General features: G+C 66.0%; 12 protein-coding genes and 1 pseudogene. 3 read left to right on the top strand and 10 right to left on the bottom strand.

The window, feature by feature from the left end; all coding sequences use genetic code 11:
* The 4 genes from ACLQI9_RS18340 to ACLQI9_RS18325 form a co-directional block, all read right to left on the bottom strand.
* Positions 1 to 1,083, bottom strand: a complete 1,083-nt coding sequence (locus ACLQI9_RS18340; protein ID WP_442378578.1) for a PDR/VanB family oxidoreductase — start codon at positions 1,081 to 1,083, stop codon at positions 1 to 3.
* A 12-nt stretch (positions 1,084 to 1,095) separates the two neighbouring features.
* A complete protein-coding gene (locus tag ACLQI9_RS18335; RefSeq protein WP_442378579.1) occupies positions 1,096 to 2,877 on the bottom strand; it encodes an SDR family oxidoreductase in 1,782 nt (593 codons plus the stop codon).
* Between the two features lie 14 nt (positions 2,878 to 2,891).
* Positions 2,892 to 3,812 carry a metal-dependent hydrolase gene (locus tag ACLQI9_RS18330; RefSeq protein WP_442378580.1) on the bottom strand — a complete coding sequence of 307 codons (921 nt, stop codon included), beginning with the start codon at positions 3,810 to 3,812 and terminating at the stop codon, positions 2,892 to 2,894.
* Between the two features lie 100 nt (positions 3,813 to 3,912).
* Positions 3,913 to 4,428 (bottom strand): Lrp/AsnC family transcriptional regulator, encoded by a 516-nt coding sequence (locus ACLQI9_RS18325; protein WP_442378581.1) that lies wholly within the window; start codon positions 4,426 to 4,428, stop codon positions 3,913 to 3,915.
* Between the two features lie 107 nt (positions 4,429 to 4,535).
* Between ACLQI9_RS18325 and ald the strand changes: the two genes are divergently transcribed.
* Positions 4,536 to 5,651 carry an alanine dehydrogenase gene (gene ald / locus ACLQI9_RS18320; protein WP_442378582.1) on the top strand — a complete coding sequence of 372 codons (1,116 nt, stop codon included), beginning with the start codon at positions 4,536 to 4,538 and terminating at the stop codon, positions 5,649 to 5,651.
* Between the two features lie 37 nt (positions 5,652 to 5,688).
* A complete protein-coding gene (locus tag ACLQI9_RS18315) occupies positions 5,689 to 7,125 on the top strand; it encodes an amidase (RefSeq protein WP_442378583.1) in 1,437 nt (478 codons plus the stop codon).
* A gap of 7 nt (positions 7,126 to 7,132) precedes the next feature.
* Here ACLQI9_RS18315 and ACLQI9_RS18310 read toward each other — a convergent pair whose 3' ends face one another.
* The 5 genes from ACLQI9_RS18310 to ACLQI9_RS18290 form a co-directional block, all read right to left on the bottom strand.
* Entirely contained in the window at positions 7,133 to 8,158 is a 1,026-nt protein-coding gene (locus ACLQI9_RS18310; RefSeq protein ID WP_442378584.1) for a nitronate monooxygenase, read from the bottom strand.
* A gap of 4 nt (positions 8,159 to 8,162) precedes the next feature.
* Positions 8,163 to 9,515 carry a M16 family metallopeptidase gene (locus ACLQI9_RS18305; protein WP_442378585.1) on the bottom strand — a complete coding sequence of 451 codons (1,353 nt, stop codon included), beginning with the start codon at positions 9,513 to 9,515 and terminating at the stop codon, positions 8,163 to 8,165.
* Positions 9,493 to 11,850 carry a polyribonucleotide nucleotidyltransferase gene (locus ACLQI9_RS18300; protein ID WP_442378586.1) on the bottom strand — a complete coding sequence of 786 codons (2,358 nt, stop codon included), beginning with the start codon at positions 11,848 to 11,850 and terminating at the stop codon, positions 9,493 to 9,495. Before ACLQI9_RS18300 ends, ACLQI9_RS18305 begins: the two co-directional genes overlap by 23 nt.
* Positions 11,851 to 12,137: 287 nt before the next feature.
* Positions 12,138 to 12,407: a 30S ribosomal protein S15 gene (gene rpsO / locus ACLQI9_RS18295; protein ID WP_085196319.1), complete on the bottom strand. Its 270-nt coding sequence runs from the start codon at positions 12,405 to 12,407 to the stop codon at positions 12,138 to 12,140.
* Between the two features lie 213 nt (positions 12,408 to 12,620).
* On the bottom strand, positions 12,621 to 13,595 hold the full coding sequence (locus ACLQI9_RS18290; RefSeq protein ID WP_442378587.1) for a bifunctional riboflavin kinase/FAD synthetase: 975 nt from the start codon (positions 13,593 to 13,595) through the stop codon (positions 12,621 to 12,623).
* Positions 13,596 to 13,674: 79 nt separating this feature from the next.
* On the opposite strand from ACLQI9_RS18290, the gene mntR reads away from it, so the two are divergent.
* Positions 13,675 to 14,370, top strand: a complete 696-nt coding sequence (mntR, locus tag ACLQI9_RS18285; protein ID WP_442378588.1) for a manganese-binding transcriptional regulator MntR — start codon at positions 13,675 to 13,677, stop codon at positions 14,368 to 14,370.
* A 1-nt stretch (position 14,371) separates the two neighbouring features.
* Here the strand turns inward: mntR and ACLQI9_RS18280 are convergent.
* Positions 14,372 to 15,244 (bottom strand): annotated as a pseudogene (locus ACLQI9_RS18280) (thiolase C-terminal domain-containing protein); the annotation flags it as partial.
* Positions 15,245 to 15,449: the final 205 nt, after the last annotated feature.

Genomic DNA, 15,449 nt, shown 5'->3' with positions numbered 1-15,449 from the left:
TCAGGCGTCGATCACCACACGGCCGCCAGTGGCGCGTGAGACGCAGACCAGCATCTCGCCGTCGGCCTCTGCGGTGCGACCGCGGCGATTAATCTGCCCGCTGAGAACGTTGACCTTGCATGTCCCGCAAAACCCTGGCCGGCAGGAATATGCCGTCGTCGGATCATTGTCGAGCATGACATCGAGCGCCGACCGATTGGCAGGAACGTCGAGCACCCGCCGGGATCGCGCAAGTTCCAGCTGGAACGGCACACCGTCGACAACGGGAGGCGTGCTGAACCGCTCGTAATGCAGTGGCGCATTGGCGTACTCGTCGCGGGCGATGCGCACCGATTCCAGCATTCCGGTCGGCCCGCAGACGTACACCGCAGTCGTCGGCCCGGCGCCGAGGAGCAAATCGTCGGCACTGGCGAATCGACCACGCTCGTCGTCGGCCCACACGGTGACCCGGTCGGGAGCCACCGACACCACCTCGTCGAGCAGCGGCATGTATTCGCGACTGCTACCCGCATAGACTGCGCGCCAATTGATCGCGCGCATTGCAGCCGCGCGTATCATCGGCAGGATGGGGGTCACCCCGATTCCGCCGATCACGAATAGCACATCACGCTCGCCGGCACCGAGATAGAACGCGTTGCGCGGACCCTCGAACACCAGCGAGTCGCCGACGTCGAATGCGTCATGCATCTCGATCGAACCGCCGCCGCCGTCAGCGATCCGGCGTACCGCGATGCGGTAGTCGATCCGCCGCCCGGGCGGACCGCACAGCGAGTACTGGCGACGACGGCCGGAAGGCAGCTGCACGTCGATATGCCCACCGGGCGTCCACGACGGGAGCACTCCCCCGCCGGCGTCGGCCAGGGTCAACGCGACCACGTCCGGGGTGAGGAGCTCGCGCTTGGTTACGACGGCGGTATGCGTCCGGCCGACCGGCACGACCCGCGACGGTTTCCATCGCGTCGCCGAGGCGAACCCGCCGAGCACCACGCCCACACCCCACAACGCCGTGCAGAAACGGTCCCGCTTACGGGGACCGTAGATGTCGGCGGACCTGCTAGCCCAGATACTTTGCGGCACGGCCAATGTCAATTCTTATTACTGCCGGATGTCGTAGCGCGCCAACAGCCGGACCAACGACGGACTGATGCGGCGCATCGCATAACCAACCCTCGATTCGGCCGCGATCGGCAGCACCGGTGGGCCCGTCTTGACGGCCTTGACGATCGCCTTAGCGGTGGCTTCCGGCGTGTAGTTGCGACGCCGGTACGCGGCGTCGGCCTTCCGCCGGGCACGTTGCTGCTCGTCGACCGTCATCCCGGCGTAGACGGTGCTTTTGGCGATATTCGTGTTGACGAACCCCGGGCACACCGCCGTGACGGTGATGCCTTCGTCGGCCAGGTCGGCGCGCAGTGATTCGCTGAACGCCAGCACCGCGGCCTTGGTCGTGCCGTAGGCGATCATCGACTTCGACGGGAGAAACGCCGCGGCCGACGACACGTTGATGATGGTGCCGCCTTGGCCGCGGTCGACCATCTGCGTGCCGAACGCCCGGCTACCGTTGAGCACGCCGCGCAGATTCACCGCCAAGATGTTGTCCCAATGCGCCGGCGTCGTCTCCAGGAACCGACCCGCCATCCCGATGCCTGCGTTGTTCACCAGGATGTCCACCACGCCGTGCTCGTCGTTGACTTGTGCGGCAAGCTTGTTCATCGCTGTTTCGTCGCCGACGTCGGCCTGGTAGACCGCGGCATCGCCACCGGCGTCTCGGACAGCCGCCGCAGTCTCCTCCGCCGCGGCGAGATCGCGGTCGACGATCATGACGGCGCGGGCACCTTTCCGGGCCAGTTCGAGCGCAGTGGCCCGACCTATCCCGGCACCCGCCCCGGTGACCAATGCGAGCTTGCCACGGACGTCACGCCGCCCGGTGCCCACGACGGACGCGCTCGGCGACGCCGCGCCGCTGACGACTCGGTCGATCCATTCGCTGGTCAGCCTGGCGATGACGTCCGGACGCGAGGTCACCACCCAATGGCCGCCTTCGATCGGAATGACCCTGCTGCCCAACGGGATTGATCCGGTGAACCGCTGCAGCGCGGGCGTGACGAAGATGTCCTTGCGCGGCACCAGCACCTGGACCGGAACTTTGGTCGCAGGCAGCTGAGCGCCGGGGGCAAGAAATGGCGCGGGCATGTTGGCCCGGTACAGGTTGAGGCCATTGACGTAGTCGCCCGTTGACCGGACCGGCGCACGAGATTCGGTCCGGGTGCTCGAGTTGCCGATACGCCCAAAGGCGTCAATGACTTTCACTCCTAATCCGGACCGGATCATCAACTCCGGCAGACCGGGGCTCAGAAAGAACCAGATGTAACCCGACGCCAAGAACTGCCTAACCACGTCAAAGACGCCGCGCGGAGTGCGCGGTGACCGCAAGAACTTGCCCGCATAATTCAAGTGCGGTCCCGAGATCGACGTGAACGATGCGATTTTGCTCATCACCGCGTCGTCGGTGACCGCGGCCCAGCCCTGAATGGAACCCCAATCGTGGGCCAGCAAGTGCACCTGATCGACACCCAGGCTGTCGATCACCGCACCGACATCAGAGATCAGTTGGGGGAAGCGGTAGCCGGACCGGCCGGGCGGGCGGGCGGATTCGCCCGCTCCACGAACGTCATACGCCGCGAAGTTGTACCGGCCGTTGTGGTGGCCACCTAGGTGCGCGGCCACCCCGTCCCACAGGTGATGGTTATCGGGGTAGCCGTGAATCGCGAGAACGGTCGGACGCTGCCGGTCGATTTCGGTATAGGCGTGCACGGCCAGCGTGACGCCGTCGGAGGCGGTCACGGTGGTACGGGTCGGCGGCGCCGAAATGGTGGTCATCGATTCCTCTTGGCTCAGTGGGAGGCGCGGGCGGCGGGCGAAATGGCAAGGTAGTCAACCGCCCGCTCGACCCCGCCCAGCTGTGACGGATGGAAATTCGGCTTGTAGTAGGCGGCGATAACCCGTATGAACCGCAGCGGCCCAGGCATCAGACCACGTCGCGCGGCCTTGAAGTAATCTCGCCACCGCGCTTTGGCTCCGGGCGTTCGCTGCGGGTCCACCGAATACATGAATCGCACCCCACGCATCCACATCAGCAGCATCATCGGCATGACCACCAGCTGGGTCCGCACCTGCCGCCAGTACCCGGCCCGCAGATGCTTCATCACGTCGAAGGCGACGGCCTTGTGCTCGACTTCCTCCGCACCATGCCAGCGCAGCATGTCCAGCATCACCGGGTCGGTGCCGACCGCGTCAAGCTGCGGAGTGTCCAGAATCCATTCGCCCAGGATCGCGGTGTAATGCTCGATTGCCGCCACGGTCGCCACCTGCTCGAGCAACCAGCTGTGCCGTCGTCGCAGACTCCACCGGGGCCGGTCGCCCATCAGCTTTCCGAACAACCAGGCGATCTGGTCGGTGAACGGCGTCACGTCGACATTGTTGGCGGCGAAGTAGTCCAGCACACCAGAATGCGCTTGAGAATGCATCGCCTCCTGGCCGATGAATCCCTGCACGTCAAGCCGCAGTTGGTCGTCCTTGATCAGCGGCAAGGTCTTTTTGAATACGTCGACGAAGAACTCTTCGCCGGCGGGCAGCAGCAGGTGCAGGACATTCAGCATATGGGTGGTGAACGGCTCACCCGGCACATAGTGGAACGGCAGCTTCGCCCAGTCGAAGTCGACGTCCCGCGCCTCGAGGACCAGTCGTTCGTGGTCGTCCCGCGCCCCCCGACGTGACAGATGCGGACCGACGGCGTGGTCGTTGACCGTGAACATCGTGCATCCCTGCCTTCAGCTCAGGTTTACAAAGTCGAGCCTAATGTCTAAGGCCCGTTCGCACAGCAGCGTACCCGGTACCCCCGGTATCGGGAAATATTCAGATGGGCGCGGCCCCGCGCAGGTGCTCGAAGATCAGCGACGTCTGGGTGCCGGCCACGTCGGCGTCGGCGTTGAGGTTTTCCACGACGAATGAGCGCAGGTCCTCGGTGTCGCGAGCGGCGACGTGCAAGATGAAATCGTCGGCACCGGCCAGGAAGTAGACATCCATCACCTGGGGCCTGCGACGAATGTGCTGAATGAAGTCGCGGATCTTGCCGCGGGCGTGGGACTGCAGGCTGACCGAGATCATCGCCTGCAGCGGCAATCCGACCGCGACCGGGTCGATGTCCGCGTAGAAGCCGCGAATGACACCCAAGTCCAGCAACCTCCGGACCCGGCCGTGACAGGTCGACGCGGCGATGTCGAGTTCGGCGGCCAGCGCGCTGTTGGTGATGCGGGCGTCCGCGTGCAGCAGGCTCAAAATTCGGCGGTCCACGTGGTCGAGACCGGCCGGCCGAAGATCGTTCGGCGCGACCCCGGTGTTGGCCGCGTTTTCCGTGATTTCTGCGGGCATCAGGCAATCTTACAGATGTGTCTTCATGGTCTTTGAATGATGTCCGAACTTTCTTCACAATTGAGTTGAGGTCATTTCCTCCGATTCAGGCGATTCAGGGAGCGATCATGCACGTCGGAATTCCAACCGAGACCAAGAACAACGAGTTCCGAGTGGCGATAACCCCCTCCGGCGTCGCCGAGCTGACCCGCCGCGGCCACGAGGTGTTTATCCAGGCCGGCGCCGGCGAGGGTTCGGCAATCGCCGACAGCGATTTCAAGGCCGCGGGCGCGCAAGTGGTCGCCACCGCAGAGGAAGTGTGGGCCCAGGCCGATCTGGTGCTCAAGGTCAAGGAACCGGTGCCGATCGAATACACCCGGATGCGGTGCGAGCAGACCCTGTTCACCTACCTGCACCTGGCCGCCTCCCGTGCCTGCACCGACGCGCTGCTGGCTTCGGCCACCACCTCGATCGCCTACGAGACCGTCCAGACCGCCGACGGCGCATTGCCGCTGCTGGCCCCGATGAGCGAGGTCGCCGGGCGGCTGTCCGCTCAGGTCGGTGCCTATCACCTGATGCGCACCCACGGCGGCCGCGGCGTGCTGATGGGCGGCGTGCCCGGTGTCGAGCCGGCCAACGTCGTCGTGGTAGGCGGCGGTACCGCGGGCTACAACGCCGCCCGTGTCGCCGACGGGATGGGCGCAACGGTCACGGTCCTCGACGTCAACATCAACAGGCTGCGCGATCTCGACACCGTGTTCGGCGGCCGAGTGCAGACCCGCTACTCGACCGCCTTGGAGCTCGAGGAAGCCGTGAAACACGCCGACCTGGTCATCGGCGCTGTGCTGCTGCCCGGCGCCAAGGCGCCCAAATTGGTGTCGAATTCTCTTGTCGCGCAGATGAAACCGGGTGCGGTGCTGGTCGACATTGCCATAGACCAGGGCGGCTGCTTCGAGGGCTCCCACCCGACCACGCATGACACCCCGACGTTCGCCGTATACGACACGCTGTTCTACTGCGTGGCGAACATGCCCGCTTCGGTGCCGAAAACGTCGACGTTCGCGTTAACCAACGCAACGATGCCCTATGTGATCGAACTCGCCGACCACGGTTGGCAAGCGGCTTGCCGGTCGAATCCTGCTCTCGCTAAAGGCCTTTCGACACACGACGGAGCGTTGCTGTGTCGGCGAGTGGCCGCCGACCTGGCGCTGCCGTTCACAAACCCCGCCGACGTGCTGACCTGACGGACTCCCCGCAGTAGCCGCGTGCTACACAGACCGCGTGAGTTCACTCGCCGACGAGACCCGTTGGATGGATGCGGTCGACCAGGCCGCCCTGGTGAGAAACGGTGAGGTGACGCCGCTCGAATTGCTCGAAGCGGCCATCGAGCGCATCGAGCGCATCGACCCCGTGCTCAACGCAGTGGTGATCCGCTGGTTCGATCATGCTCGCGACACGGCCCGCGCTGAGCTGCCCGACGGGCCTTTCCGTGGCGTGCCGTTCCTCATCAAGGACCTGTTCGCCGGCTATGCCGGCCAGCCCATCAGCAACGGCAACCTCGCATTCAAAAACGAGAAGGTGATATCGGATGCCGACACCACGTTGGTCGCCCGCTACCGTCGCGCCGGTTTGGTGATCGCCGGCCGGACCAACAGTCCCGAACTCGGAAGCGTGCCGACCACCGAACCGCTCGCCTGGGGCGCAACGCACAACCCGTGGGACCTCAGTCGTTCACCCGGCGGGTCGAGCGGCGGCGCGGCGGCCTCCGTCGCCAGCGGCATGGTCCCGTTCGCGCACGCCAGCGATGGTGGCGGCTCGATCCGCATTCCCGCCTCGTGTTGTGGGCTGGTTGGCCTGAAGCCCAGCCAGGGGAGGATCTCGTTGGGTCCGATCCGCGACGAAACCGCGCTGTCGGTTGAGCTTTGCGTGAGTCGTACGGTGCGCGACACCGCGACACTGCTCGACGCTGTTCGGGGACCTGCCATCGGCGACACGGTGATCGCGCCCGCCCCATCGCGCCCGTATGTCGACGAGGTCGGTGCCGACCCGGGCCGGTTACGCATCGGCCTGCTCGACCACCATCCCCAAGGAGCAGGCGTCGCGCCCGAATGCACCGCGGCCGCGCGGTCAGTCGCCACGTTGCTCGAATCCTTCGGCCATACGGTCGAACCAGCTTGGCCCGCAGCGCTCGAGGACACCGGGCTCAGCTTGCGCTTCGGGGCCATGTGGAGCACGAACGTGGGCGTCAGCCTGCGGCGGTTCGAGGAACAACTTGGACGGGCGCTCGGCGAGGACGAGTTCGAACCCATGAACCGCGTGCAGGCAGAGTTCGCCGCCCACATCAGCGCCGTCGACTATGCACTCGCACTATCGGCCACCACCCACTTCCGGCGCGCGTTGCAGTCGTGGTGGGCCGATGGCTGGGATCTGTTGCTCACACCGACGGTGGCCGAACTCCCGCTGCCGCTCGGGACCATCGGCAACAATCGGGATCACCCGATGGATGCCATGGAACGGTCGGGCCAGTTCATTCCGTTCACTCCGCCGTTCAACATGAGCGGCCAGCCCGCGATCAACGTGCCCGGTGAGTGGACCGCAGAGGGGCTGCCGGTCGGGGTGCAATTGGCGGCCGCGTATGGCCGCGAAGACGTTCTGCTCCGAGTGGCCAGCCAACTGGAATTGGCTAAGCCGTGGGCACACCGCACGCCCCAGGTGTGACCGCTCGCTAGACGTCGCCGAGCTTTTTGACGATGTCCGCCGCAGGCCCGGACCGGGCCGCCCGGTACGCCGTGCCCGCCCACAGGTTGGTGCCGTGCGGGTCGTCCAAGGCGGCCGAGGCCTTACGGATCGGCGAGGTCATCTGGTTGACCTCGGGGTAGCCCAACGGCGCTACGTCGTCGAACAGCCGGGCGAAGTCGTTCTCCAGACCGCGCGCGTACCGGCCCGAAAATGCCCGAGTCACAACGGTGCTGACGAACTCCGGATGCTGCAGGGCGGCCCGGTGTGCGGCGTTGGTCCCGGCTTCGTCGGCGAGCAACAGCGAGGTACCGATCTGGGCGGCCACCGCTCCCCGGTTGATCACGGCGGCAACGTCTTCGGTGGTGCCGAGTCCGCCGGCTGCGATGAGCGGTACATCGCGCGCGTTGCGGCGAATCCGGGCGAGCAACTCGTGCAACGACTCGGTACCCGGTTCCATGTCCGGCGCGAAGGTACCGCGGTGCCCGCCGGCATCCGGGCCCTGGACGATCAAGCCGTCCGCACCGGCGGCCAGGGCCACTCCGGCCTCGTAGGCTGATGTCACGGTGTTGAAAAGCAGCATTCCCAGTGCACCCAACCACCGCATGACGTCCGGTGGCGGGGCGCCGAAGGTGAACGACACCATCTCTGGCCGTAGGTCGGCCACCACCTCGAGTTTTTGCTGCCAGCCGTCGTCGTCACCAAAGTGCGGGTAACCGATCTCGACCCCGTAGTGCTCGGCGAGCTCGTCGAGCGCCTCGGCGTAGTGGTCCAGCTGATAGACGTCGGCGACGCTGGGTTGCGGCACGAACAGGTTGACGCCGATCGGGCCGGTGGTCGCGGCACGCGCGGCTGCGATGTCGTTGGCGAGGCGTTCCGGGCTCACATAGCCACTAGCGATGCAACCAAGGCCGCCCGCGTTCGTCACCGCCGCGGCCAGTGCCGGCGTACCCGAGCCACCCGCCATCGGCGCGCCCACGATCGGCACGTCGAGATCCCAGAACCCCAGTACCATGGCGTTACCCCGCTATCGCCCGAAGCTGTTGAGGCAGCGACCTTTTCGACTGGTGAGGACCAAGAACGGCCACGCCGTAGGGCTTACCCAGCAGCTGGCGGGCCGCCGCATTAACCTGGTCCACGGTGACCTCGCCGAGCTCCTGCAATGTGCGGTCGATACTTCGGTGCTCAGCGTAGTTGAGTTCGCTTCGGCCGATGCGGTTCATCCGGGAATTGGAGTCCTCCAAGCCGAGCACCAGCCCGCCGCGCAGCGAACCCTTGGCGATCCGGCATTCCGCCTCGGTGATGCCGTCGCGCGCCACCGTCTCGAGCACCTCGGTGGTCACCCGCGCCACTTCGCCGAAACGCTCGGGCAGGCACGCGGCGTACACCGACAGCGCACCGCTGTCGGAGAACATGTCCAACGACGAGTAGACCGAGTACGCCAACCCGCGGGATTCCCGAACCTGTTGGAACAAGCGCGAACTCAAGCCACCGCCGAGCGCGGTGTTGAGCACCGAGAGGGCCCAGCGGTGCTTCCAATACCGGCCAGGCGTGCGCACCCCCAGACAGACATGCGTCTGCTCGGCGTTCCGGTTGGCCAACATCAACCGAGGGCGACCGGCGATCCGGCCGGTGCCCTTGCGCGGCGGCACCGGCCGCCGATCCCTGATCAACCGCGGCCCAAAGTGCTCGCGGACCAACGCCACCACGTCATCATGGTCGACATTGCCCGCCACGGCGACGACCATCCGCTCGGGTGTATAGCGCCGCACGTGAAACGAATGCAGTCGAGCGCGCGTCATCGCCGACACAGATTGCACGCTGCCGATTACCGGACGGCCCACCGGGTGGTCACCGAACAGCGCCGCCAGGAACATGTCGCCCAGTGCGTCCTCTGGGTCGTCGTCACGCATGGCGATCTCCTCGAGCACGACGTCGCGCTCGAGCTCGACATCGTCGGTGGCGCAACGCCCGTTGAGCACCACGTCAGCGACCAGGTCGACGGCCAGCTCCAGATCGCTGTCGAGCACATGCGCGTAGTAGCAGGTGTGCTCCTTGGCGGTGAACGCGTTCAGCTCGCCGCCGACCGCGTCCATCGCCTGCGCGATGTCGACAGCCGTTCGCGTCGGGGTGGACTTGAACAGCAGATGCTCCAGGAAGTGCGCGGCCCCGGCCACGGTCGCACCCTCGTCGCGCGATCCGACGCCCACCCAAACCCCGACCGACGCGGAGTGCACCGCCGGAAGGTATTCGGTGACGACTCGCAATCCCCCGGGCAGGGTGGTGCGGCGGAACGCCGAAGACGGCTCGGCGCTATGCCGGCCGCGTCGCAGCGGCTGCGTCCCCGGACTAACTGCTGGCCGTTGCGGCATCGGCTTCCGTCGGCGACGATGCGGGCCGGTGGTCGGCCCGCTGAGAACCCGACGAATCGGCTTCCGCGGTCTCCGAGGGAGGTGCTGCGTCACCGTCGCCGGATTCTCCGGCTTCTTCGTCGACGAGTACCAACGAGATCTTGCCGCGCTTGTCGATGTCGGCGATTTCCACGCGCAACTTGTCGCCGACGTTGACGACGTCCTCGACCTTCGCGATGCGCTTGCCCCTGCCGAGTTTGGAGATGTGCACCAGCCCGTCGCGACCCGGCAGCAGCGACACGAACGCACCGAAGTCGGTGGTCTTGACCACTGTTCCGAGGAATCGCTCGCCGGTCTTGGGCAGCTGCGGGTTGGCGATCGCGTTGATCCGGTCGATCGCGGCCTGTGCCGAAGGTCCGTCGGTGGCGCCGACGAACACGGTGCCGTCGTCCTCGATGGAGATCTGCGCGCCGGTTTCCTCGGTGATGGCGTTGATGATCTTGCCCTTGGGACCGATGACCTCGCCGATCTTGTCCACCGGCACCTTGATCGTGGTGACCCGCGGCGCATACGGGCTCATCTCGTCGGGTTTGTCGATGGCCTCGGCCATCACCTCCAAGATGGTGAGCCGGGCGTCTTTGGCCTGCTCGAGCGCGCCCGCGAGCACCTGCGACGGAATCCCGTCGAGTTTGGTGTCCAGCTGCAACGCGGTGACGAAGTCCTTGGTACCGGCGACCTTGAAGTCCATGTCGCCGAACGCGTCTTCGGCCCCCAAGATGTCGGTGAGGGTGACGAAGCGGCGCTCAGTGCCGCCGCCTTCGACCTCGACGTCGTCAGACACCAGACCCATCGCGATGCCGGCGACCGGCGCCTTGAGCGGAACCCCGGCGTTCAGCAGCGCCAGGGTCGAGGCGCATACCGAGCCCATCGAGGTGGAACCGTTGGAGCTTAAGGCTTCCGAGACCTGACGGATGGCGTAGGGGAACTCTTCGACCGGGGGCAGCACCGGCACCAGCGCCCGTTCGGCCAGTGCGCCGTGACCGATCTCGCGCCGCTTGGGCGAGCCGACCCGACCGGTTTCCCCGGTGGAGAACGGCGGGAAGTTGTAGTGGTGCATGTAGCGCTTGGAGGTCTCCGGCCCCAGCGAGTCGATCTGCTGAGCCATCTTGACCATGTCGAGGGTGGTCACACCCAGGATCTGAGTCTCGCCGCGCTCGAAGAGCGCGCTGCCGTGCGCCCGTGGCACCACCGCGACTTCCGTTGACAGGGCGCGGATGTCGGTGATGCCGCGGCCGTCGATGCGGAAGTGGTCGCTCAGGATGCGCTGCCGCACAAGTTTCTTCGTCAGCGCGCGAAACGCCGCCCCGACCTCTTTCTCCCGGCCCGCGTAGGTGTCGGCCAGCCGCTCGAGCACCTCGGCCTTGATTTCGTTGGTGCGGGTATTGCGCTCGTTCTTGCCGGAGATCGTCAGGGCGGCGGACAGCTCGTCGGTGGCCACCGAGGACACCGAGTAGTACACGTCGTCGCCGTAGTCGGGGAACACCGGGTATTCACCGGTGGGTTTCGCCGCGGCGTCGGCCAGCTCCTGCTGCGCGGTACACAACGCGGCGATGAACGGCTTGGCGGCCTCCAGGCCTTGCGCCACAACGGCTTCGGTCGGCGCTTGGGCGCCGCCCGCGATGAGCTCGATGATGTTCTCGGTGGCCTCGGCTTCGACCATCATGATGGCCACGTCGGCGTTGGGGCCTTCGGTACTAGACGAGCCGGATACCACGCGCCCGGCCACCACCATGTCGAACACCGCCCGCTCGGCCTGCTCGACCGTCGGGAATGCCACCCAGGTGCCGTCGATCAGCGCCACCCGGACGCCGCCGACCGGGCCCGAGAACGGCAGACCGGCCAGCTGGGTGGAAGCGGATGCGGCGTTGATCGCCACCACGTCGTAGAGCTCGTTGGGATCCAGGCTGAGGATCGTCACCACGACCTGGATCTCGTTGCGTAACCCGTCGACGAACGACGGACGCAGCGGCCGGTCGATGAGCCGGCAGGTCAGGATCGCGTCGGTGGACGGCCGGCCCTCGCGACGGAAGAACGAGCCGGGGATGCGGCCGGCGGCATACATCCGCTCCTCGACGTCGACGGTCAGCGGAAAGAAGTCGAATTGCTCTTTGGGACTCTTGCCGGCGGTGGTAGCCGACAGCAGCATGGTCTCGTCGTCGAGGTAGGCGACGACGGCGCCGGCGGCTTGCAAAGCCAGCCGACCGGTCTCAAAACGGATGGTGCGGGAACCGAAGCTCCCGTTGTCGATGATGGCGGTCGCTTCGAACACGCCTTGGTCAATTTCAGCTACAGACATGGAAGTCCGTGCGGCCTCTCTGGGTTTATTCAGCTGTTTCGCGTGGTCACGCTCAACCCGGAGGTTCGGAGAGCCTGGATGCGGCTACGGCCGTCGATCGAAGCTGCCGACCTGCCCCGATTCGGGAGCCCGGCAGCCACTACCGAAGACCGCGCGATGCAGGTCCCTTGTGACTCGCTGGGACGGTGCGCGCGGATCGCGCGCGCCGCACCTGCTCGGGCCGATACGGCCCAGAACGCCCTCACTCTACACGCCGACCTGGCGATTCCTACCCGCGCGGGGCAGGGTCAGCGGCGCAGACCCAGCCGGTCGATAAGCGAGCGGTACCGCTCCACATCGATCTGGGCCACGTACTTCAGCAGCCGGCGCCGCCGTCCCACCAACAGCAGCAGACCCCGCCGCGAGTGGTGGTCGTGCTTGTGCACCTTGAGGTGCTCGGTCAGGTCGGCGATCCGCCTAGTCAGCAGGGCGACCTGCGCCTCAGGGGATCCGGTGTCGGTCTCATGCAGGCCGTAAGAGCCCAGGATTTCCTTTTTTTGCTCGGCAGTCAGCGCCACGAAATATCTCCATCAATCGGTCCGCGATCGTCGATCTGGGCTGCGGCCGCCGCGAACTGCAGCACGCGCCGTGTCGTCGGGAAGTCTAGCAGCGGCCACCCCGTGAACCTGAAAAGGCCAGGTCAGCGACGATGCGGGCTGCCGAGCAGCCCGAGGTGGGGGCACCCCCAGCCGCGTAGCGGCGAGGGGGCGAGCTGGCCAATCAAGGCCAGGTCAGCCCGCAGACAGCAAGGAGCGGGCGCGCTCGGTGTCGGTGCCCATGGCGGCGACGAGATCCTTCACCGATCCGAACTTCTTCTGCCCGCGGATACGCGCGACGAAGTCCAGCGCCACATGCTGGCCGTACAGATCGGCGGCGGTGTCGAGCACAAACGCCTCGACCGTGCGGGTGCGTCCAGAGAAGGTCGGATTGGTGCCCACCGAAACCGCCGCCTGGTAGCGCTCGCCCGGCACCACCGTGCCGGTCACGGGTCCGTGCCCGAGGACGGTGAACCACGCGGCATAGACGCCGTCGGCCGGGATGGCCGAATACATCGGCGGCGCCACGTTGGCGGTGGGGAAGCCCATCTCGGTGCCCCGCCCGTCGCCGCGCACCACCACGCCTTCGACGCGGTGTGGACGGCCCAACGCCTCGGCCGCCGCTACCACGTCTCCGGCGTCCACGCAGGACCGGATGTAGGTCGCCGAGAACGTCACGGTTTCGGTATCGTGGTGCTCGGAAACCAATGACATCGACTCCACCGCGAACCCGAACCGCTCGCCGGCGCGGCGCAGCGTGTCGACAGTGCCGGCGGCCTTTTTGCCGAAGGTGAAGTTCTCACCCACCACGACCTCCACGACGTGCAGGTTTTCGACAAGCAATTCGTGGACGTAGCGCTCCGGCGTGAGCTTCATGAAATCCGTGGTGAACGGCATTACCAGAAACACATCGATGCCGAACTCCTCGGCGAGCTCGGCACGCCGGGTCAACGTCGTCAACTGAGCGGGGTGACTGCCGGGAAAGACCACTTCCATCGGGTGCGGGTCAAACGTCATCATCACCGCCGGCACTCCCCGCGCGCGGCCCGATTTCACCGCATGCGCGATCAGCTCGGCGTGCCCGCGGTGCAGACCGTCGAACACCCCGATGGTGAGCACGCATCTGCCCCAGTCCGTCGGTATCTCGTCCTGGCCGCGCCACCGCTGCACAAGAGCAAGCCTACGGTGCAAGGTAGCTGCTGATCGTGCGAGAGCCCCAGATCAGGTGAGGATTGCTTAAACTTCCGTTGTGCGCCCTGCCGACGAGCCCAACGAGCTCACCGCGGTTGCCCAGGACTATCTGAAAGTCATCTGGAACGCCCAGGAGTGGTCGCTGGACAAGGTGAGCACGAAGATGCTGGCCGAGAAGCTCGGGGTTTCGGCAAGCACGGCCTCGGAATCGATCCGCAAACTCGCCGAGCAGGGTCTGGTCGACCACGAGAAGTACGGCGCGGTCACGCTGACCGAGTCGGGGCGCCGGGCGGCGCTGGCGATGGTGCGCCGCCACCGGCTACTGGAAGCCTTCCTGGTCACGGAGCTCGGTTACCGCTGGGACGAAGTGCACGACGAGGCCGAGGTGCTCGAGCACGCGGTCTCCGACCGGCTGGTGGCGCGCATCGACGCCAAGCTGGGTTACCCGCAGCGCGATCCGCACGGCGACCCGATCCCGGGCTCCGACGGGCAAGTGCCCACGCCACCGGCTCGCCAGCTGTGGTCATGCGCCGACGGCGACGCCGGCACGGTAGCGCGGATATCCGACAAAGACCCCGAGATGCTGCGCTATTTCGACAGCATCGGTATCAGCCTCGACTCGCGGCTGCGGGTGCTGACCCGCCGCGAATTCGCCGGGATGATCTCCGTGGCGGTCGAATCGGCTGACGGCGTGCCCACCACCGTCGACCTGGGAAGTCCAGCCGCGCAAGCGATCTGGATGGTAGCGCAGTAGTTTATCGTTCGGCGCGCTGATAGGCAGTGACGACGGCCGCACCACCGAGCCCAATGTTGTGCTGCAAGGCAGCGGTCACATTGTCGACTTGACGTTTGTCGGCGGCGCCGCGCAGCTGCCAGGTCAGTTCGGCGCATTGAGCCAAACCGGTCGCGCCCAGCGGGTGCCCCTTAGAGATCAGGCCACCGGAGGGATTGACGACCCAGCGCCCCCCATATGTGGTGTCGCCGTTGTCGATCAGCTTGGGCGCCTCACCCGGCCCACACAGGCCCAGCGCCTCGTAGAGCAACAGCTCGTTGGCCGAGAAGCAGTCATGCAGCTCGATCACCTGAAAGTCTTCTGGGCCAAGGCGGGATTGCTCGTAGACCTGTTGTGCGGCTTGCACATTCATGTCGTAGCCAATGAGTGCTTTGGCGGTGCCGTCGAAGGTCGATTCGAAATCGGTAGTCATGGCTTGTCCGACGATCTCGGTCGCCTGGCCGGCCAACCCATGTTTGTCGACAAACGACTCGCTGGCCAGGACCGCCGCACCCGAGCCGTCCGATGTCGGCGAACACTGCAGCTTGGTCAGCGGGTCGGAGATCATCCGCGCTGCCAGGATGTCGTCGAGGGTGTAGGACTCCTGGAACTGCGCCAATCGGTTGTTAACCGAGTGCTTGTGGTTTTTGTAGCCGATCTTCGCGAAATGTTCTGCGGTGCTGCCGTATTGGCGCATGTGTTCGCGGCCGGCGGCGCCGAACATCCACGGTGCGACGGGCATCGCAAACTCGTCGATCTCGGACATCGCCTTGACGTGTCTGGCCATCGGCGATTCGCGGTCCTGGGCGCCACCGCTCAGCGAGCCGGGTTGCATCTTCTCGAAGCCGAGCGCGATGGTGGTCAGAGGATAAACGACGATTGCGAAACCAACTTCGCTGCCGATTCCAGGGGTCAAGCAGCGTGGACCGCTCGCGAAACAAAGCCACGGCACTCTGCGAAAACGCTGCCGATTCCAACGGCTTCAACGGCCAGAGGATCAGCGACGATTATGAAACGATCAACGCTGCCGATTCCAACGGTCAACCAGCCAGGAACGCTTG

The sequence above is a fragment of the Mycobacterium sp. genome, assembly GCF_052143115.1.
Classification (GTDB): Bacteria; Actinomycetota; Actinomycetes; order Mycobacteriales; family Mycobacteriaceae; genus Mycobacterium.
This window is presented reverse-complemented; position numbering and strand designations above follow the sequence as displayed.

What these genes read in the sequence shown, in the direction of transcription:
- ACLQI9_RS18335 (WP_442378579.1), bottom strand. Translation starts at nt 2,877, where the DNA reads ATGACCACCATTTCGGCGCCGCCGACCCGTACCACCGTGACCGCCTCC.
- ACLQI9_RS18330 (WP_442378580.1), bottom strand. Translation starts at nt 3,812, where the DNA reads ATGTTCACGGTCAACGACCACGCCGTCGGTCCGCATCTGTCACGTCGG.
- ACLQI9_RS18325 (WP_442378581.1), bottom strand. Translation starts at nt 4,428, where the DNA reads ATGCCCGCAGAAATCACGGAAAACGCGGCCAACACCGGGGTCGCGCCG.
- ald (WP_442378582.1), top strand. Translation starts at nt 4,536, where the DNA reads ATGCACGTCGGAATTCCAACCGAGACCAAGAACAACGAGTTCCGAGTG.
- ACLQI9_RS18310 (WP_442378584.1), bottom strand. Translation starts at nt 8,158, where the DNA reads ATGGTACTGGGGTTCTGGGATCTCGACGTGCCGATCGTGGGCGCGCCG.
- ACLQI9_RS18305 (WP_442378585.1), bottom strand. Translation starts at nt 9,515, where the DNA reads ATGCCGCAACGGCCAGCAGTTAGTCCGGGGACGCAGCCGCTGCGACGC.
- ACLQI9_RS18300 (WP_442378586.1), bottom strand. Translation starts at nt 11,850, where the DNA reads ATGTCTGTAGCTGAAATTGACCAAGGCGTGTTCGAAGCGACCGCCATC.